Here is a 17,490-nt window from a genome sequence, read left to right on the forward strand (position 1 = left end):
ATGCGTCCACCTGAAAGACCCGATGAGCGCACCCGCCAGGCCATGCAATGGGTGTTGCTCGCCACCTTGCCGGGGATCGCGGTGCTGCTCTGGCTCCAGGGCTGGGCCATCCTGATCAACCTGCTGCTGGCCGGCGGCACTGCGCTGGCGGCCGAAGCGCTGGCCCTGGGTTTGCGTCGTCGCCCGGTAGCCCCCGCGCTGATGGACGGCAGCGCCCTGGTCAGCGCCACCCTGCTGGCCATTGCCCTGCCACCCTACTGCCCCTGGTGGCTGACCGTCACGGCCTCGGCCAGCGCCTTGCTGTTCGGCAAACACTTGTACGGCGGCCTGGGGAAAAATCCGTTCAACCCAGCCATGCTCGGTTATGCCCTGGTCCTCGTCACCTTCCCCGGCCCCATGACCCATTGGTCGATCAACCATGGCATGGACCTGCTCGGCGGCCTGCAGTCCGTGTTCGGTATTCATCTCGCCGGGCAACCGGACGCCTGGGCCACGGCCACGGCGCTGGACGCCCTGCGCATCAACAAGAGCCTGACCCTCGACGAACTCTTCACCAGCAACCCCGCCTTCGGACATTTCGGCGGCAAGGGCAGCGAATGGCTCAATCTGGCGTTTCTCGCCGGTGGCGCCTTCCTGCTCAGGCAAAAAGTGTTCAGTTGGCACGCACCGCTGGGCATGCTCGGCAGCCTGTTTGTCCTCAGCCTGCTGTGCTGGAATGGGTCCGGGTCGGACTCCCACGGCTCGCCGCTGTTTCACCTGCTGAGCGGCGCCACCATGCTCGGTGCGTTTTTCATCGTCACCGAACCGGTCTCCGGCGCCAGAAGCCCCAGGGCGCGCCTGCTGTTCGGCATCGGGGCCGGCAGCCTGACCTACATGATCCGAACCTGGGGCGGCTACCCCGATGGCGTGGCCTTCGCGGTGCTGTTGATGAACCTGGCCGTACCGTCCCTGGAACGCCTGGCAGCCCGCCGCGTGGAGGAACCGACCGCGTGAACAGAACCGCCTCGGCAATCATCCTGCTGGCCGTGGCCGGGCTCGGGATCGGCCTGACCTGGCTGGCGCAGCAACAGGCGCTGCCGCTCGTCGAGGAACAAAGGGCAGCGATCGAAAACCGCAGGCTGCTCGACGTCCTGCCGCCGGGACAATACGAGAGCCGCCCCTTGCTGTTGGAGGCGGCGCAGCAACCCGACAGCCTGCTGCTCGGCGGCACCCTGATGCTCCAGGGCGGGCAACCGACCGCGGTGGTCCTGCAGAGTCGAACCCAGGGCTACGGCGGCCCGCTGGAGCTGATGATCGGGATTGGCATGAACGGCAGGCTGCTCGGCATCAAGACCCTGTCGCACTCGGAGACACCCGGACTGGGGGCGAAAATCGCCGACCAGGGCAGCCCCTGGTTGCAGCACTTTCTGGGCAAGTCCCGCGCGGATACGCCCGATGCCGACTGGAATCTGAAAAAAGACGGTGGCCAATTCGACCAGATCGCCGGGGCGACGATCACCTCCCGTGCTGCCACCCATGCCATTCATGACGCCCTGCGCTACTTCGATGAACACCAGGCACAGCTCACCGGAAAGACCGCCCATGAATAAACCCGCGATGCTCCAGGGGACACTGGTCCTGGCGCCGCTGCTCGGCGCCAGCGACTCGCTGGTCAAGGCGCTTTCGATGTGGCTGCTGAGCCTGATCGTGATCGGCGCCTACGGCCTGTCGAGCCGAACACTCAAGCCCTGGATTCACCCGGACCTGGGAGGGCTGGCCAGTATCCTGCTGGCCGCCACACTGGTCAGCTGCCTTTCGCTCGGCCTCCAGGCCCGGGCCTGGGAACTGCACCAGGCCCTGGGTATCTACCCGGCCCTGCTCAGCCTGCAATGTCTGCTCCTGGAACGCCTCGGGGCGTTCGAGCGTCGCAACCTGGCCAACAGCGCCGCGCTGCTCGCCAGCCTGGGGGCGGGACTGCTGCTCATGGGGGCGCTACGGGAACTGCTGGGCAACGGCACGCTGCTGGGTCAGCTGCGCTGGCTGGTCCCGACCGTGAGCGAGCTGCCACGCCTGTGGGCCGCACAAGACGGATTGCGCCTGGCCACCCTGACACCGGGTGCGTTCATTCTCCTGGGGCTGCTGCTGGCCGCCAGACAGGCCTTGCGCCATCACCGGTCAGCCAAACCGAATTCGCCCTTGGGCCCATAATTAAACCTGTAGGAGCATGGCTTGCCAGCGAAGCTTTTGGCGGCCTTGAGGACGCCTTCGCTGGAAATGGCAAACCATGCTCCTACAGGTGCCGTGTACAACCTTAAAGGAATCCACCGCCCCATGAACGCCGCCAAACGCCTGGAGATCTTTCGCAGATTCCACGAAGACAATCCGGATCCCAAGACCGAACTGGCCTATTCAACGCCCTTTGAGCTGTTGATCGCGGTGATTCTCTCGGCCCAGGCCACCGACGTGGGCGTGAACAAGGCGACCGCCAAGCTCTTTCCAGTGGCTAACACTCCCCAAGCCATCCATGCCCTCGGGGTCGAAGGATTGTCGGAGTACATCAAGACCATCGGCCTGTTCAACAGCAAGGCCAGGAACGTGATCGAGACCTGCCGGCTGCTGGTGGAAAAACATGGGGGCGAGGTACCGCAAACCCGCGAAGAACTGGAAGCCCTGCCCGGAGTCGGTCGCAAGACCGCCAACGTGGTGCTCAACACCGCGTTCCGGCAACTGACCATGGCCGTCGACACGCATATTTTCCGGGTCAGCAACCGTACCGGCCTGGCGCCAGGCAAGGACGTGGTGGAGGTCGAGAAACAACTGCTGAAGTTCGTGCCCAAACCCTACCTGCTCGACGCCCACCATTGGCTGATCCTGCATGGGCGTTACGTCTGTCAGGCGCGGAAACCGCGTTGCGGCAGTTGCCGGATCGAAGACCTGTGCGATTACAAGGACAAGACTTCGGACGATTGAGCCGCTATTACCTTTATTGATCAGGCGATTGAAAAAATCTTTTTTACCGGGCCGGCAATTATCGATATAAGGAGCGCCAACGGCAGTCTTAGCCCGGAGTTATGTTATGAGCACCGACAAAGAGCAATTGGACGTAGAGGACGACTTCATCGCCGCTGAAACAGAGGACAGCGAGCCCGTGGTTGAGGTCGCAAAAACCAACCTCAGCAAGCGCCGCACCATCGACAACCTGCTGGAAGAGCGTCGCCTGCAGAAGCAATTGGCGGATTATGATTTTGACTTGTAATTAACACGCGCCCACTCAAAAGCCTCCTTTGCGGAGGCTTTTCGGTTTCTAGAGGTGTCGTTGTCACGCGCAACATCATCGATACAACACCGCAGGCCCCCTCCTGCCGGCTACATGCCAGGGGCTTTCCTCATCTTCCCTGCTTCCTTCCTCCCCTTCTTCTCCGTTGCCGACCTCTGTTGCCAAGCCTCTGTGGTTAAACCAAGCCGTTGCGTTGCGCCAACTCGATCAAATCAACCAGTGAGCGGGCATTGAGCTTGAGCAGCAAGCGCGTTTTGTAGGTACTGACAGTCTTGTTGCTCAAAAACATACCATCGGCAATTTCCTTGTTGCTCTTGCCTCTCGCCAACTGCTGCAACACCATCATCTCGCGACCGGAGAGACGGTTGACCATATCGGCTTCACTGGCATTCCCCAGGCTGGAGCGCACCGTGTGCAACGCCTGATTGGGGAAATAGCTGTAGCCGGACAGCACAGCCTTGATAGCACTGAGCATTTCAGTCAGGTCCTGCTGCTTGCACACATAACCGGCGGCGCCTGCCTGCATGCAGCGCATGGAGAAATGCCCGGGGGCCTGCGAGGTCAGCACCAGAACTTTGAAAGAAAGCCCCATCGACGTTAGACGGGCAATGACTTCAAGCCCATCCAGCTTGGGGATCCCGATATCGAGTATAACAATGTCCGGCGCATGTTCCCGCGCCAACTGTAAAGCATCTACACCGTTATCCGTCTCCGCAATGACTTCGTAGCCATGACGTTCCATCAGCATACGTACAGCAAGACGAATGACGGGATGATCATCCACGATCAGCACTTTATTCATGGGCAAGTCCAATTTTCGCTGTTCGAATTTTCAGAGTCAGCACAATAGCCTAGTCATACCCTCCTGGGCATAGCGCCTTCACCGGGCAGTACCAGCCAAAGACATTCCCTACAAACAACAGAGATTTGCCCTACAAAAAAGCACCCTCATAAAAAGTACGACTCCCATCAGGATAATCTGCACTCCAAGAGACATACATCCCAGGATAAACGCCCCATCCCCGGGGAATTTCATCAAGGCTTCCTGCAAAACGACATCATCTTGGCTCGCCTTGCAGATTCAAACATTAGAACGCAAGGTGATGCGTGTCTAATGGATTTCTGCAACAAGAAATAATGAGACCACCCCTTGCAAAGCCACCTCTCGACACGTGGCATGCCCGTGCGCCGTCACGCCCGGCGTAGCGGCGCTGGCAGCCGAATGCAACGCCGCCGCGCCGGAGATCGGTCGAGAAAATTTTCATAAAACCTCCCGGCATACACATAAGTAAGGACGGCATTATCAAAAAGACGTTTACTCTAATACCGGGTCGCCGGAAACGTTTGACAACTCATACGCGCCCTCTGCCCATCAATACACGGTTCACCTTGAGTTGTGCAGTTTCCATAAACCCTGGCCGTCAACGCCATCGCCACCCCCTCTCCCTTTAAAGACTCCAATCCATGATCGATAAAAATAACAGGAAACGGACTACGCCCCGCCCAGAACACTTACCTTCAACTCCAAGATGACAGCCCGAAAGCAAAACCCTCTCTCTTGATCCTTTCTTTCCAGGCTGCAAACTCGCTACTTGCTGATCCGCTTCAATACTTTCGAACAACACCAATCACTTATACAACTCATCAAACCGAACGACATTAGCAAAGGTCTATCCTACGACTCGGACGAGCAGGCCATATATAATGAACGACCACACATTCAAAAAGCATCTCACCCCGCAGAGAAACCTGGATCTTGACTTGGATCTGGCCATCGACGACTTCCTCAAACGCGGCGGCACCATTGATCGCGTACAGGGACCCGTTTGCGCCCAGGCCCTTGTGGAGACTGGCAATCACCTCACTGCGCCGGAGGAAGAGGAACAGGAAAGAACACGCAAGACCGAACTGCTGCGCGAGCTGATTACCAAGGGCGCGGGCATCTCCGCACTCCAGTACTCCCTCAAGATGAACAAGAGTGAGATAAAGCGCATGGCGCGGGAAAACGGTCTGAAGATCGTCCAAAGCCGTTCGCTGCACCTCACGCGCAAATATCGGGCAGCGCAAACGGCCACGGCGGAGTTCGCGCAAGATGCCATTGCCGGACATGCCATGCACTATTGCGCGCTCGGCTACACCGCCATCGAGATCGCGCAAAAGCTCGACTTGACCCTCCGTCAGGTCTGCGAACTGGGCAAGAACTACCGCTTCGAACTCAATCACCGCACCGACAACCGGGATGAATGATGTCGTCCCGACGGCAAAAAAAAGCCCCGGCCATCGGCCAGGGCTTTTCAGAGCGACAACCGATCAGAACAACCGACGGCCCTTGTTCGCCGCAATGCGCATGCGCAGTGCATTGAGCTTGATGAAGCCGGCCGCGTCAGCCTGGTTGTAGGCACCGCCGTCTTCTTCGAAGGTGGCGATGTTGGCATCGAACAGCGACTCGTCGGACTTGCGACCAGTGACGATCACGTTGCCCTTGTACAGCTTCAGGCGAACCACGCCATTCACATGAACCTGGGACGCATCGATCATCTGCTGCAGCATCAGACGCTCAGGGCTCCACCAGTAGCCGGTGTAGATCAGGCTGGCGTACTTGGCCATCAGCTCGTCTTTCAGGTGAGCGACTTCACGGTCCAGCGTGATCGACTCGATGGCCCGGTGGGCGCGCAACATGATGGTGCCGCCAGGGGTTTCGTAGCAGCCGCGGGACTTCATGCCCACATAGCGGTTCTCGACGATATCCAGACGCCCGATACCGTGTTCGCCACCGATACGGTTCAGGGTCGCCAGCACGGTGGCCGGGGTCATTTCGACGCCGTCCAGTGCGACGATATCGCCGTTGCGGTAGGTCAGTTCCAGGTACTGTGGCTTGTCAGGCGCGTTCTCCGGGGAGACGGTCCAACGCCACATGTCTTCTTCGTGCTCGGTCCAGGTATCTTCCAGCACGCCGCCTTCATAGGAAATGTGCAGCAGGTTGGCGTCCATCGAGTACGGGGACTTTTTCTTGCCATGACGCTCGATCGGGATCCCGTGCTTTTCAGCGTAATCCATCAGCTTTTCACGGGACAGCAGGTCCCATTCACGCCACGGAGCGATCACTTTCACGCCAGGCTTGAGGGCGTAGGCGCCCAGTTCGAAACGCACCTGGTCGTTGCCCTTGCCGGTAGCACCATGGGAAATGGCGTCGGCGCCGGTTTCGTTGGCGATTTCGATCAGGCGCTTGGCGATCAGCGGACGGGCGATGGAGGTACCCAGCAGGTACTCGCCTTCGTACACGGTGTTGGCGCGGAACATCGGGAACACGAAATCACGCACGAACTCTTCGCGCAGGTCATCGATATAGATCTCTTTCACGCCCATGGCTTGCGCCTTGGCACGTGCCGGCTCGACCTCTTCGCCCTGACCCAGGTCCGCGGTGAAGGTCACCACTTCACAGTTATAAGTATCCTGCAGCCACTTGAGGATCACCGAAGTGTCCAGGCCGCCGGAATACGCGAGAACGACCTTGTTTACGTCGGCCATGCCATCACTCCACGGGGTTGTACGGAAAGGCATCGATTCTACCGCTCAAACCGGTGAATTTACAGAGGCGCGACAGCTTAGGACGGCAAAGCGACAGATAATGTCGAGACGGCGACGAAAACAGCCGCTTCAGGAGGTCTTCGCGGCATTCCCCACGCTGACGGTGGGGACAGGTGCGGGCGCGGATTTCTCGGCCACCGGGACACGCTCCAGATGGATATTGACCCGGCGATTCTTCGCCCGGTTGGCCGCACTGTTGTTCGGCACCAACGGATAACGTTCGCCGTGAAAGCGCATGACGATCTGCGATTCGGGGATACCGTTGGCCTTGAAGAAGTCCATGACCGACAGCGCCCGGCGGCGCGACAGGTCGCGGTTGGCCAGGCGATTACCGGCATTGTCGGAATGCCCGTCGAGTTCGATATGGTTGACGCTCGGGTCGGCCTTGATGAAATCGAGCATCACCTGCAACTCGGCCTTGGCCTGGGCATCGAGGTCGACGCCGGTGCCGGGAAAGCCGATCTGCGCCTGTTTCACCTGCTCGAAATTCTTCGGCAGCAGTTTGGCGGTGCACTCCTGGTAGTCGCTGTAGGCCTTGCTGAACTTCACCGGCAGCAGGCGTATTTCCGACAGGCCACCGTCTCGCGAGTAGTGACGCACCAGCGGGCTACGGCCCTCCAGCAGACCGCTGACCAGGCGTCCGGCCTGGCCCTGAGAGCTGTTGAACAGCACATCGCCGTTGCCCATCTGCACCGAGCCCAGATTGATGTCGCCACGCCCCGGCTGCCACGGCGCCGCCGCCGCCAGCAAGGTCGCCGAACCGCCACCCAGCACGTGGTTGTAGGCTTTCAGGCGAAAGGTCACCTGCTCGCCGGCCCGGCGCACGAACTCGCCGGTGCCGAAGTCGGTGATCGGCTGGCTCAACCGACACTCGAATTTGTCCCCTTCCACCTTCCACTCGATGCTCTCCAGACGGGTCTGGAAAGTCAGCGCCATGGCGGGCAGGCTGGCGAACATACTGAGCAAGGCTAAATAACGCTGGCGCACGGGAGGCTCCACTGGATATCTACATCGTCAAGACAGGCATGCCGATTCCACGCCCTACTCCTGTGGTATCGGTTGCTCGCGGCAAAACTTGATAGCGAGTGCCTGAAACCGTCTTTTCCGGTAGCATTCCCTCAGTTCGACCCGCCTGGAATCCCCCATGTCCGACCGCCTGACCCTGCTGCGTCCCGACGACTGGCATATCCATCTTCGCGATGGTGCCGCCTTACCTCACACTGTGGCGGATGTTGCGCGCACCTTTGGCCGCGCCATCATCATGCCCAACCTGCTGCCACCGGTGCGCAACGCCGTGGAGGCCGATGCCTATCGCCAGCGCATTCTCGCTGCGCGACCGGCCGGCAGCCGCTTCGAGCCGCTGATGGTGCTCTACCTCACCGATCGGACCCAGCCCGAGGAAATCCGCGCCGCCAAGGCCAGCGGTTTCATCCACGCCGCCAAGCTCTACCCGGCCGGCGCGACCACCAACTCGGATTCGGGCGTGACCAGCGTCGACAAGATTTTCCCGGTCCTGGAGGTCATGGCCGAAGTCGGCATGCCGTTGTTGGTCCATGGCGAGGTCACCCGTGGCGAGGTCGACGTGTTCGACCGCGAGAAACTGTTCATCGACGAGCATTTGCGCCGCGTCGTCGAACGCTTCCCGACCCTCAAGGTGGTGTTCGAACACATCACCACCGCGGACGCGGTGCAGTTCGTCAGCGAAGCCCCGGCCAACGTCGGCGCGACCATTACCGCGCACCACCTGCTGTACAACCGCAACCACATGCTGGTGGGTGGTATCCGTCCGCACTTCTACTGCTTGCCGATCCTCAAGCGCGGCACGCACCAGGAAGCCCTGCTCACCGCAGCGACCAGCGGCAATCCGAAGTTTTTCCTCGGCACCGACTCGGCGCCCCACGCCCAGCACGCCAAGGAAGCCGCCTGCGGTTGCGCCGGCTGCTACACCGCCTACGCCGCGATCGAGCTGTACGCCGAGGCCTTCGAACAACGCAACGCGCTGGACAAGCTCGAAGGCTTCGCCAGCCTGTATGGCCCGCGCTTCTACGGCCTGCCGGCGAACACCGACAGCATCACCCTGGTTCGTGAAGAATGGACCGCCCCGACCAGCCTGCCCTTCGGCGAGCTGTCCGTCATCCCGCTGCGCGCCGGTGAAAAACTGCGCTGGCGCCTGCTGGAGGAAACCCTGTGAGTGAAGAGCATTACGACGACGAACTAGAAGGCAACGGCGGCGGTACCGGCTCCCGGCATCCGATGGCCGCGCGCTTTCGCGGCTATCTGCCGGTTGTCGTCGATGTCGAGACCGGTGGTTTCAACGCCGCCACCGACGCCCTGCTGGAAATCGCCGCCACCACCATCGGCATGGACGAAAAAGGCTTTGTGTTCCCGGAACACACCTACTTCTTCCGGGTCGAGCCGTTCGAAGGCGCCAATATCGAAGCGGCGGCCCTGGAGTTCACCGGGATCAAGCTCGACCACCCGCTACGCATGGCGGTCAGCGAAGAAACCGCGCTGACCGACATTTTCCGTGGCGTGCGCAAGGCCCTGAAGGCCAACGGTTGCAAACGCGCGATCCTGGTCGGCCACAACAGCAGCTTCGACCTGGGCTTCCTCAACGCCGCGGTGGCGCGCCTGGACATGAAGCGCAACCCGTTCCACCCGTTCTCCAGCTTCGACACGGCCAGTCTCGCCGGCCTGGCGTACGGCCAGACCGTGCTGGCCAAGGCCTGCCAGGCCGCCGACATCGACTTCGATGGACGCGAGGCCCACTCGGCCCGCTACGACACGGAGAAGACCGCCGAGCTGTTCTGCGGCATCGTCAACCGCTGGAAGGAAATGGGCGGCTGGGAAGACTACAACGACTGATCCGCTCGACGACTGATCCGGGCGCCTGAAAATGCCCGCTCTCAAGTCATCTTTGATGACACCGTTTCGTGCCGATAGGCTCCAGGGGTATTGCCCGTCCACTCCTTGAATGCCCGGATAAAGGAGTTGACCTCCTGAAATCCAAGGAGATAGGCAATCTCCCCCTGGGAAATGGCGGGACTGCTCAGGTAATGTTGCGCCAGTTGCTGGCGCGTAGCATTCAGAATGTCGGTAAAACTCGTGGACTCGTCGCCTAGTTGCCTCTGCAAGGTGCGCTTGCTGACGGCAAGATGCCTGGCGACGAACACGATCGAATACTCGCCCGCGGGCAATCCCTCCAAGAGTACCGCCCTGACGCGATCACTCATCTTCGCCGTCGAGTCCAGGGAGGACAGTCGCTTGCGCAAACCCGGCTCGAAATACGCCCACATCGATTCGTTGGCGGTCAGGAACGGCCTGACAGCATCCCGGCTCGAAAACGATACCCGAATCGCGGCACCCTGTTTTGGCGAAACACCGAAATAGTCGACATACCCGCCAAGACTGCCGGGGAGCTCAGGCACCATCACCTCCAGGGGAATCACCCGATGGCGGGTTCCGAGCCTGACCAGTTGCGTGAGGAAGACCAGTTCCGTCATTGCCAGGTTCCGGGGGATGCTTCCCTCGTTTGCGTAGCACTCGAGCGTTATCGAAGTCTTCGTCGAGCCAACCGCCACACTCAGTGTCATCGGCCCGATGAGCTTCTTGAATGCCGACAGACGCTGCATGGCGATATTGAGATTGGGGCTGCACAAGCTCGCGAAGATCGGCGGATCGAAGGCTTCGACCGAGATCGCCTGCCCCACCCGAAGCGGCAGGGCCGTGCTCCCCACGGAGACCTCAATGGCTTGCCACAGCCTGAAATACTGTTGCGCGGTGATACTGGCTTGCTTGCGCGAAAACAGATCTTCGGGGAGGCCCGCCAGACGTAGCAAATGATCAGGGTTGAGGCCCATATCCCATAGCAGCAACTGCCAGCCGGGCTGGACGCAGAAGTGCGTTGCTCGTGTCATGCGTGACCTCCTCGGTAAACGCGACTCAGCACCTGGGAATCTGGTCACTGTCGATCATCTGCTGGAACATCTCCTGAATCGTAACCTGCAAGGGCCGATAGGACATTTTCAGCTCCCGGACGCTCTTGCCGTTATCCGCCCGCCAGGCATAACCGACGTTCCTGGCAATGAATGGGCGGGTAGTGCTCTTGTCGGCAAGGGGAGCGACCAACCAGACCAGCCATTTCGGCAGGATGCGACGGGGTATCGGATAGGCCGCATATTTCGGAAGGAGCCCGCTGGCAATCTCGGGAAGCGACGTATTGTGTCCGGAGACGATGTGACGCCCCTTGGCATCAGGCAGATAGGCCGCACGCAGATGGGCTTCGGCCACATCACGTACGTCGACGGCACCGAACCCGATGTCGGGAACACCCGCCTTCATGCGCCCATTCCCCAATTGACGGACCAGATTGAAGCTTTCGCTGGTCCCGCGTGGATTCAGCCCCGGCCCCAGGATGAGGCTGGGGTTGATGACGACCAGATCCCAACGCGACTGCTTCCCCGCGATATCCCAGGCTTCCCGTTCGGCGACGGTCTTCGAATAGGAATAGGGGACATGCCGTAGCGAAGAGCTGGTATTCCAGATCGCTTCGGTCAGGACTTGCCCCGGGGTGTTCTGGATGTCCGCACAGTCGCCATAGATGGCCGCACAACTGCTGGTCAGGACGACACGCCGAACGGATTCGGTCCTGTTGGCCGTTTCCAGGACATTGCGGGTTCCCAGTTTGGCCGGGGCGACCAGTTCCCGCTCGGGGTCACGGATGTCGAGTTTGAACGGGGAAGCGGTATGGAAGACGATGGAGCAGCCTTGCATGGCTTGCGTATACGAGCCTTCGTCAAGCAGGTCGGCCTTGAAGTAGCGCAGAGTCCCCGACAGCCCCGCAGCCGCCTGGTCCAGATGGGCACGCTTGCTGACATCCCCAGGGTCGCGCACGGCGGCATGCACGGTGAGCCCCTCTTCCAGGAGCCGCTTCACCAGCCAACCGGCAAGATAGCCGGTTGCGCCTGTCACCAGGACGGGCCTGGTCTTGTCGATGTTCAGCATGGTTCTGCCCTCGGAGGTTGCCGGTTCACGGGAAGTGTCGACCACTCACCTGCGCGGTCAAGCAACTTGCGAAGGCATTCTCTCCCGTGGGCCGCGCTCGATCATCAGCAACTCGCGCCACATGACATTCAATGTGTGCCATTCCCAGTGGCGTGGCCGGCATCGCTCTCTACACCATCGCGTCAGCGCACATCGGTGTGATGAGGCGTTTGGGCAATCCGCCAAATACGCTGCGGATATCGGCATGACATAAAAAAACCGGTCATCAAGACCGGTTTTTTCATACGTGAAGCCTGGCGCTTACAGCTTGCCGGCGTTCTCGCTCAGGTACTTGGCAACGCCTTCTGGCGAAGCGTCCATGCCCTTGTCGCCTTTCTTCCAGTTGGCCGGGCAGACTTCGCCGTGCTCTTCGTGGAATTGCAGGGCATCGACCAGACGGATCAGTTCTTCCATGTTACGGCCCAGCGGCAGGTCGTTGACGATCTGCGAGCGAACAACACCCTTGTCGTCGATCAGGAACGCGCCACGGAAAGCCACGCCGCCTTCGGACTCAACGTCGTAGGCCTTGGCGATTTCGTGCTTCAGGTCGGCGGCCATGGTGTACTTGACCTTGCCGATGCCACCGTCGTTGATGGCGGTGTTACGCCAGGCGTTGTGGGTGAAGTGCGAGTCGATGGAGACGGCCACGACTTCAACGTTGCGTGCCTTGAAATCGTCCATGCGGTGGTCCAGGGCGATCAGCTCGGACGGGCAGACGAAGGTGAAGTCCAGTGGGTAGAAGAACACCAGGCCGTATTTGCCTTTGATGGCCGAGGACAGGGTGAAGCTGTCAACGATTTCGCCATTGCCCAGTACGGCAGGGACGGTGAAGTCGGGGGCTTGTTTGCCTACGAGTACGCTCATTGAATATCTCCTGGTGTTGATGCGGTGAAGAACTAAGGCCAGCCCAGCCTGCCACGATCAGGCGACAGGACTGTGACGCGGCCTACCTTCCTAAGGACCGACCATCATACACCGCGTTTTTGACCTGTCCCCAACGCTTTTTACAAACCTGTCCCCGACGTAGCGAAACCGTTCGTCAGGCAAGCCAGCCGTTGACAGAAGCTTTACCCAAAGCACTTTGACAATCATTCTCGTTAACATTAAGATCCAGCGCAATCGAGCCTTAATCAGCGATGGTTCTCACCTTATGTATGTCTGCCTCTGCACTGGCGTCACCGATGGACAAATCCGTGAAGCGATCTATGACGGTTGCTGCAGCTACCGCGAAGTGCGGCAAGCCACCGGCGTGGCCAGCCAATGTGGCAAATGTGCGTGCCTGGCCAAGCAGGTGGTCCGCGAGACCCTGACCGAGCTGCAAAGCCAGCACGCGGCGATCCCTTACCCGGTGGAATTTTCCGCCGCGTAAATAGAAACATTTTAAACAACCGGACCCTGTGTCCGGTTTTTTATGCCTGTAATTCAATCGCTTAGGACAAAGACGCGGAACACAAACATTCTTATTCCGATTAATTTTCATATAGGATTCAATAACTTAGGTTTGACACCCAAAGTTGCCGGGATCAAACTCCGCCTAATAGCCAGCTAATACAGGACAGGACCCCACCATGAAAGGCGATATCACGGTTATCCAGCATCTCAACAAGATCCTTGCCAATGAGCTGGTCGCGATCAACCAATACTTCCTGCACGCACGCATGTATGAAGACTGGGGCCTGAACAAGCTGGGCAAGCACGAGTACCACGAGTCCATCGACGAGATGAAGCACGCGGACAAGCTGATCAAGCGCATCCTGTTCCTCGAGGGCCTGCCGAACGTGCAGGACCTGGGCAAGCTGCACATCGGTGAACACACCAAGGAAATGCTCGAGTGCGACCTGCGCATCGAACGCACCGGCCATGCCGACCTGAAGACGGCCATTGCCCACTGTGAAGCTGTTGGCGACTTTGGCAGCCGCGAACTGCTGGAAGATATCCTCGAGTCCGAGGAAGAACATATCGACTGGCTGGAAACCCAACTGGGCCTGATCGACAAAGTAGGCCTGGAGAACTACCTGCAATCGCAGATGGGCGAATAAACAGCGCCCACTAAAAAGCCCCGCACTCTTGTTCAGAGTGCGGGGCTTTTTTATGGGTGCCTGGCAGGCACCCGGCTTCGACCATCAGGCTTCGGTCTTGGCCGCTGCCGCCTTGGTCGCCGCATCCTTGATCAGGGTCTGTAACTCACCGTTGGCGAACATTTCCGCCATGATGTCGCTGCCGCCGACCAGTTCGCCAGCTACCCACAGTTGTGGGAACGTCGGCCAGTTGGCGTATTTCGGCAGGTTGGCACGGATTTCCGGGTTCTGCAGGATGTCCACGTAAGCGAACTTCTCGCCGCAGCCCATCACGGCCTGCGCAGCCTTGGCGGAAAAACCGCACTGCGGGGCATTCGGCGAGCCTTTCATGTAAAGCAGAATGGTGTTGTTGGCAATCTGCTCTTTAATCGTTTCGATGATATCCACAAGGCACCTCTTCTGAACTTTCCGACGCAGTTGTCGGCACGGTGAGGCATTGTAACGGAAAGCCAGGCGTGGTGCTCGGTCTGCCCGATATCCGTCCCCATGGCCGCTGCTGACGCAACTGTGGGAGCCGGCTTGCCGGCGATGGCGTCCGCAAGCTCGATGCAAACCTTACGGGCCTCATCGCCGGAACGCCGCCCGCAGCAAGCCGGCTCCCACATCAGTACGTGTCAGGCTGCCGCCACGGTGACAGGCACGCCGTTCAACGCCGCGTTGCCCGACAGCACATCCAGATAACGTTCATCGGTCAGGTCATTGGCGCTGGAACCCGGCTGCCCGCTGGCGATGCCCATTTTCACTCCGGGCCGCGCATGCCCCCAACCATGGGGCAGGCTCACCACGCCCGGCATCATCTCCAGGCTGGCAAGCACTTCCACCTCGATCATGCCGACCCGCGAGCTGACCCGCACCCGCTGCCCATCCTCGAGGTTGCGACTGGCCAGGTCATCGGGGTGCATCAGCAACTGATGACGCGGCTTACCCTTCACCAGCCGATGATAGTTATGCATCCACGAATTATTGCTGCGCACATGACGGCGGCCGATCATCAACAACTCCCCCACTTGCGGCGCCTGCTGCGTGGCGAAGCGGGCGAGATCGGCCAGAATCGCCGCCGGCGCCGCCTGGACCCGCTGCCCGGGCGTCTTGAGGCGTGGCGCCAGATTGGGCTTGAGCGCGCCGAGATCGACACCATGGGGATAGTCTTCCAGGGCCTTCACCGACAACCGCTGCGGCGATGCATCGCCATAAGGCCCCATCCGCAGCCCCATGTCGATCATCTGCGCCGGGGGCATGGTCGACTTGAGCGCCTGGCCGGTCAAACTGGAAAACGCCTTGGCCAGGCCGACAAAGATCTCCCAGTCGTGCAACGCTCCCGCCGGTTTGGCCAGGATCGCCCGATTGAAACGGCTCACGTTGCGTACCGCGAACATATTGAACGTGGTGTCGTAGTGATCGTTTTCCAGGGCCGAGGTCGACGGCAGGATCAGGTCGGCATAACGGGTGGTCTCGTTGATGTACAGGTCGATACTGACCATGAACTCCAGGCCGTCCAGCGCCTGCTCCAGCTGCCGGCCATTGGGCGTGGACAGCACCGGGTTGCCGGCGATCGTCACCAGGGCCCGCACCTGCCCTTCCCCTTCGCTGAGCATTTCCTCCGCCAGCGCCGACACCGGCAGTTCACCGCCATATTCCGGCAACCCGGACACCCGACTCTGCCAGCGATTGAAATGCCCGCCGGACGTCGAGGCCACCAGGTCCACCGCCGGTTCGGTGCACAAGGCACCGCCGACCCGGTCCAGATTGCCGGTCACCAGGTTGATCAGCTGCACCAGCCAGTGGCACAAGGTGCCGAACGACTGGGTCGAGACGCCCATCCGCCCATAGCAGACCGCCTTGTCGGCGGCGGCGAAGTCCCGTGCCAGTTGGCGGATCTGCGACGCGGGCACCGCACAGAGCGGGCTCATGGCTTCGGCACTGAAGCCGGCCACGGCCTGGCGCACCTCATCAAGCCCGTCGACCGGCAAATGACTGTCGCGCGTGAGCCCTTCCGTGAACAAAGTGTTGAGCAGGCCGAACAACAAGGCCGCATCGCCACCCGGGCGCACGAACAGGTGCAGGTCGGCCATGGCCGCCGTCTCGCTACGCCGGGGATCGACCACCACGACCTTGCCGCCCCGGGCCTGGATCGCCTTCAGGCGCTTTTCAACGTCCGGCACGGTCATGATGCTGCCGTTGGAAGCCAGTGGATTGCCACCCAGGATCAGCATGAAGTCGGTGTGATCGATGTCCGGGATCGGCAGCAGCAGGCCATGGCCATACATCAGGTGGCTGCTCAGGTGCTGCGGCAATTGATCGACCGAGGTCGCGGAAAAGCGGTTGCGGGTTTTCAGCAGGCCCAGGAAGTAGTTGCTGTGGGTCATCAACCCATAGTTGTGCACGCTGGGATTGCCCTGGTAGATCGCCACGGCATTCTGGCCATGCCGGGCCTGGATCGCCGCCAGGCGTTCGGCCACCAGGGCAAAGGCCTCATCCCACTCGATCGGCAGCCATTCAGCGCCGACACGGCGCATCGGCTGGCGCAGGCGATCCGGGTCGTTCTGGATATCCTGCAACGCCACCGCCTTGGGGCAGATATGCCCGCGGCTGAAGGTATCCAGCGGATCGCCCTTGATCGAGGTGATCTGCACGGTAGCCTCGGTGGTGGTGGTTTCGATGGTCAGGCCGCAGATGGCTTCGCACAGGTGGCAGGCACGGTGATGGAGAGTCTTGGTCATGGCCAGTCTCTGTTTTGTCCAAGGCAACCCGAATCGGTTGCGGGAACAAAACTATGGCCCCGGGCCGAATGGCACGCCAGCGACGTTCGTCTTGTGAATCGGGGAACATCAGGCCTGCCGATGGGGCACGGAAATCAGGCCATGGGCAGCCTGGGGGCGGGTTGCAACTGGATTTCCTCAATGGTTTCGAGCTGCTCCTGGCCCATGTGGACCCCGGTCAGCTCGCCAATCAGACGCCAATGCTCGTCGAGACCGGAACTGATGGTCGCCATGCGATCGATCATCCGGCGGCCAGCCGAGCGGGTCACTTCATCCTCGCTGCGCAACAATTCAAACGACATCGAGGTGACGGAGGCAGTCATATGGGTCAGTGCCTGTGCCGTCAGCTTCAGCAGCTCCATCAACTGTTGCTCTTTCGATTCCATTCCAAAGCCTCTCATGTGTCCGCAATGACACATTTTATAACCTAGCAGATTAGTTTAGGAAATGTTTCCACTTCGGCAGGTCATTGCCCGGTCCAGCCAGTCGGAACACGACCAGGCCCTGCCCACGCCCGCCGCCCTCGATTGCCAAGGCTTCGGGGCACGGTGTACAAAGACCTGTCGCCACCCTGAAACAGGTCGGTGCCGGCTTGAAAAGTGTCATGGCCGTCAAGCCTGTCGAACGCCAACAGCCTGAAAACCAAGCCTCCTATTGGTAACACGCGACATTTTCTTATACGATCGCGTCTCCCCCTATTTCGTCGCCCCGTGCGGCTTACGCCGCAGGTCTCGCCCGTTTTTCCGTAAAACCCGGCTTTGAGTAT

The 17,490-nt window shown here is 60.3% G+C and carries 19 protein-coding genes; 10 read left to right on the forward strand and 9 right to left on the reverse strand.

Translation table 11 applies throughout. The annotated features are described in order from the left end of the window. The 5 genes from UCMB321_RS20915 to UCMB321_RS20935 all read left to right on the forward strand — a co-directional run bounded on the left by UCMB321_RS20915 (position 1) and on the right by UCMB321_RS20935 (position 3,235). Positions 1–993, forward strand: a complete 993-nt coding sequence (locus UCMB321_RS20915) for an RnfABCDGE type electron transport complex subunit D (RefSeq protein WP_040070335.1) — start codon at positions 1–3, stop codon at positions 991–993. After that, entirely contained in the window at positions 990–1,589 is a 600-nt protein-coding gene (locus UCMB321_RS20920; protein ID WP_040070336.1) for an RnfABCDGE type electron transport complex subunit G, read from the forward strand. Before UCMB321_RS20915 ends, UCMB321_RS20920 begins: the two co-directional genes overlap by 4 nt. After that, positions 1,582–2,187 carry an Rnf-Nqr domain containing protein gene (locus UCMB321_RS20925; protein ID WP_040070337.1) on the forward strand — a complete coding sequence of 202 codons (606 nt, stop codon included), beginning with the start codon at positions 1,582–1,584 and terminating at the stop codon, positions 2,185–2,187. Before UCMB321_RS20920 ends, UCMB321_RS20925 begins: the two co-directional genes overlap by 8 nt. Positions 2,188–2,310: 123 nt before the next feature. Then, entirely contained in the window at positions 2,311–2,949 is a 639-nt protein-coding gene (gene nth, locus UCMB321_RS20930; RefSeq protein ID WP_040070338.1) for an endonuclease III, read from the forward strand. Positions 2,950–3,055: 106 nt separating this feature from the next. After that, entirely contained in the window at positions 3,056–3,235 is a 180-nt protein-coding gene (locus UCMB321_RS20935; protein ID WP_040070339.1) for a PA3496 family putative envelope integrity protein, read from the forward strand. Between the two features lie 196 nt (positions 3,236–3,431). Here UCMB321_RS20935 and UCMB321_RS20940 read toward each other — a convergent pair whose 3' ends face one another. Next, entirely contained in the window at positions 3,432–4,058 is a 627-nt protein-coding gene (locus tag UCMB321_RS20940) for a response regulator transcription factor (RefSeq protein ID WP_040070340.1), read from the reverse strand. 902 nt (positions 4,059–4,960) lie between these two features. Here UCMB321_RS20940 and UCMB321_RS20945 point away from each other — a divergent pair. Further along, positions 4,961–5,503: a hypothetical protein gene (locus UCMB321_RS20945; RefSeq protein WP_040070341.1), complete on the forward strand. Its 543-nt coding sequence runs from the start codon at positions 4,961–4,963 to the stop codon at positions 5,501–5,503. 63 nt (positions 5,504–5,566) lie between these two features. On the opposite strand, the gene UCMB321_RS20950 is transcribed toward UCMB321_RS20945, so the two are convergent. Then, positions 5,567–6,784 (reverse strand): argininosuccinate synthase, encoded by a 1,218-nt coding sequence (locus UCMB321_RS20950; RefSeq protein ID WP_040070342.1) that lies wholly within the window; start codon positions 6,782–6,784, stop codon positions 5,567–5,569. A gap of 129 nt (positions 6,785–6,913) precedes the next feature. Continuing rightward, positions 6,914–7,831 (reverse strand): flagellar protein MotY, encoded by a 918-nt coding sequence (locus tag UCMB321_RS20955; protein ID WP_040070343.1) that lies wholly within the window; start codon positions 7,829–7,831, stop codon positions 6,914–6,916. A 157-nt stretch (positions 7,832–7,988) separates the two neighbouring features. Here UCMB321_RS20955 and pyrC point away from each other — a divergent pair, with 157 nt between their 5' ends. Next, positions 7,989–9,035, forward strand: a complete 1,047-nt coding sequence (pyrC, locus tag UCMB321_RS20960) for a dihydroorotase (protein WP_040070344.1) — start codon at positions 7,989–7,991, stop codon at positions 9,033–9,035. Beyond that, entirely contained in the window at positions 9,032–9,709 is a 678-nt protein-coding gene (rnt, locus tag UCMB321_RS20965) for a ribonuclease T (RefSeq protein ID WP_040070345.1), read from the forward strand. Before pyrC ends, rnt begins: the two co-directional genes overlap by 4 nt. Positions 9,710–9,750: 41 nt before the next feature. On the opposite strand, the gene UCMB321_RS20970 is transcribed toward rnt, so the two are convergent. The 3 genes from UCMB321_RS20970 to UCMB321_RS20980 form a co-directional block, all read right to left on the reverse strand. After that, on the reverse strand, positions 9,751–10,761 hold the full coding sequence (locus tag UCMB321_RS20970; protein WP_040070346.1) for an AraC family transcriptional regulator: 1,011 nt from the start codon (positions 10,759–10,761) through the stop codon (positions 9,751–9,753). A gap of 25 nt (positions 10,762–10,786) precedes the next feature. Continuing rightward, positions 10,787–11,848: an NAD-dependent epimerase/dehydratase family protein gene (locus UCMB321_RS20975; protein ID WP_040070347.1), complete on the reverse strand. Its 1,062-nt coding sequence runs from the start codon at positions 11,846–11,848 to the stop codon at positions 10,787–10,789. Between the two features lie 300 nt (positions 11,849–12,148). Next, complete coding sequence (locus tag UCMB321_RS20980; RefSeq protein WP_040070348.1) at positions 12,149–12,751, reverse strand: peroxiredoxin; 603 nt, start codon at positions 12,749–12,751, stop codon at positions 12,149–12,151. 286 nt (positions 12,752–13,037) lie between these two features. On the opposite strand from UCMB321_RS20980, the gene UCMB321_RS20985 reads away from it, so the two are divergent. Continuing rightward, positions 13,038–13,256: a bacterioferritin-associated ferredoxin gene (locus UCMB321_RS20985; RefSeq protein WP_040070349.1), complete on the forward strand. Its 219-nt coding sequence runs from the start codon at positions 13,038–13,040 to the stop codon at positions 13,254–13,256. Between the two features lie 199 nt (positions 13,257–13,455). Beyond that, a complete protein-coding gene (gene bfr, locus UCMB321_RS20990; RefSeq protein ID WP_040070350.1) occupies positions 13,456–13,926 on the forward strand; it encodes a bacterioferritin in 471 nt (156 codons plus the stop codon). Positions 13,927–14,010: 84 nt separating this feature from the next. Here bfr and grxD read toward each other — a convergent pair whose 3' ends face one another. The 3 genes from grxD to UCMB321_RS21005 form a co-directional block, all read right to left on the reverse strand. After that, positions 14,011–14,352 (reverse strand): Grx4 family monothiol glutaredoxin, encoded by a 342-nt coding sequence (gene grxD, locus UCMB321_RS20995; protein ID WP_040070351.1) that lies wholly within the window; start codon positions 14,350–14,352, stop codon positions 14,011–14,013. 227 nt (positions 14,353–14,579) lie between these two features. After that, positions 14,580–16,685: a molybdopterin oxidoreductase family protein gene (locus tag UCMB321_RS21000; RefSeq protein WP_040070352.1), complete on the reverse strand. Its 2,106-nt coding sequence runs from the start codon at positions 16,683–16,685 to the stop codon at positions 14,580–14,582. Positions 16,686–16,819: 134 nt separating this feature from the next. Next, a complete protein-coding gene (locus tag UCMB321_RS21005) occupies positions 16,820–17,110 on the reverse strand; it encodes a hypothetical protein (protein ID WP_040070353.1) in 291 nt (96 codons plus the stop codon). Positions 17,111–17,490: the final 380 nt, after the last annotated feature.

It is taken from the genome of Pseudomonas batumici (assembly GCF_000820515.1).
GTDB classification, from domain to species: domain Bacteria; phylum Pseudomonadota; class Gammaproteobacteria; order Pseudomonadales; family Pseudomonadaceae; genus Aquipseudomonas; species Aquipseudomonas batumici.

Excerpts from the sequence above, each read along its gene's own strand:
- UCMB321_RS20975 (WP_040070347.1), bottom strand. The coding sequence starts at position 11,848 with ATGCTGAACATCGACAAGACCAGGCCCGTCCTGGTGACAGGCGCAACC.
- UCMB321_RS20950 (WP_040070342.1), bottom strand. The coding sequence starts at position 6,784 with ATGGCCGACGTAAACAAGGTCGTTCTCGCGTATTCCGGCGGCCTGGAC.
- UCMB321_RS20940 (WP_040070340.1), bottom strand. The coding sequence starts at position 4,058 with ATGAATAAAGTGCTGATCGTGGATGATCATCCCGTCATTCGTCTTGCT.
- nth (WP_040070338.1), top strand. The coding sequence starts at position 2,311 with ATGAACGCCGCCAAACGCCTGGAGATCTTTCGCAGATTCCACGAAGAC.
- pyrC (WP_040070344.1), top strand. The coding sequence starts at position 7,989 with ATGTCCGACCGCCTGACCCTGCTGCGTCCCGACGACTGGCATATCCAT.
- UCMB321_RS20970 (WP_040070346.1), bottom strand. The coding sequence starts at position 10,761 with ATGACACGAGCAACGCACTTCTGCGTCCAGCCCGGCTGGCAGTTGCTG.
- UCMB321_RS21005 (WP_040070353.1), bottom strand. The coding sequence starts at position 17,110 with ATGGAATCGAAAGAGCAACAGTTGATGGAGCTGCTGAAGCTGACGGCA.
- UCMB321_RS20985 (WP_040070349.1), top strand. The coding sequence starts at position 13,038 with ATGTATGTCTGCCTCTGCACTGGCGTCACCGATGGACAAATCCGTGAA.
- UCMB321_RS20945 (WP_040070341.1), top strand. The coding sequence starts at position 4,961 with ATGAACGACCACACATTCAAAAAGCATCTCACCCCGCAGAGAAACCTG.
- UCMB321_RS20925 (WP_040070337.1), top strand. The coding sequence starts at position 1,582 with ATGAATAAACCCGCGATGCTCCAGGGGACACTGGTCCTGGCGCCGCTG.
- UCMB321_RS21000 (WP_040070352.1), bottom strand. The coding sequence starts at position 16,685 with ATGACCAAGACTCTCCATCACCGTGCCTGCCACCTGTGCGAAGCCATC.
- UCMB321_RS20915 (WP_040070335.1), top strand. The coding sequence starts at position 1 with ATGCGTCCACCTGAAAGACCCGATGAGCGCACCCGCCAGGCCATGCAA.
- UCMB321_RS20935 (WP_040070339.1), top strand. The coding sequence starts at position 3,056 with ATGAGCACCGACAAAGAGCAATTGGACGTAGAGGACGACTTCATCGCC.
- UCMB321_RS20980 (WP_040070348.1), bottom strand. The coding sequence starts at position 12,751 with ATGAGCGTACTCGTAGGCAAACAAGCCCCCGACTTCACCGTCCCTGCC.
- bfr (WP_040070350.1), top strand. The coding sequence starts at position 13,456 with ATGAAAGGCGATATCACGGTTATCCAGCATCTCAACAAGATCCTTGCC.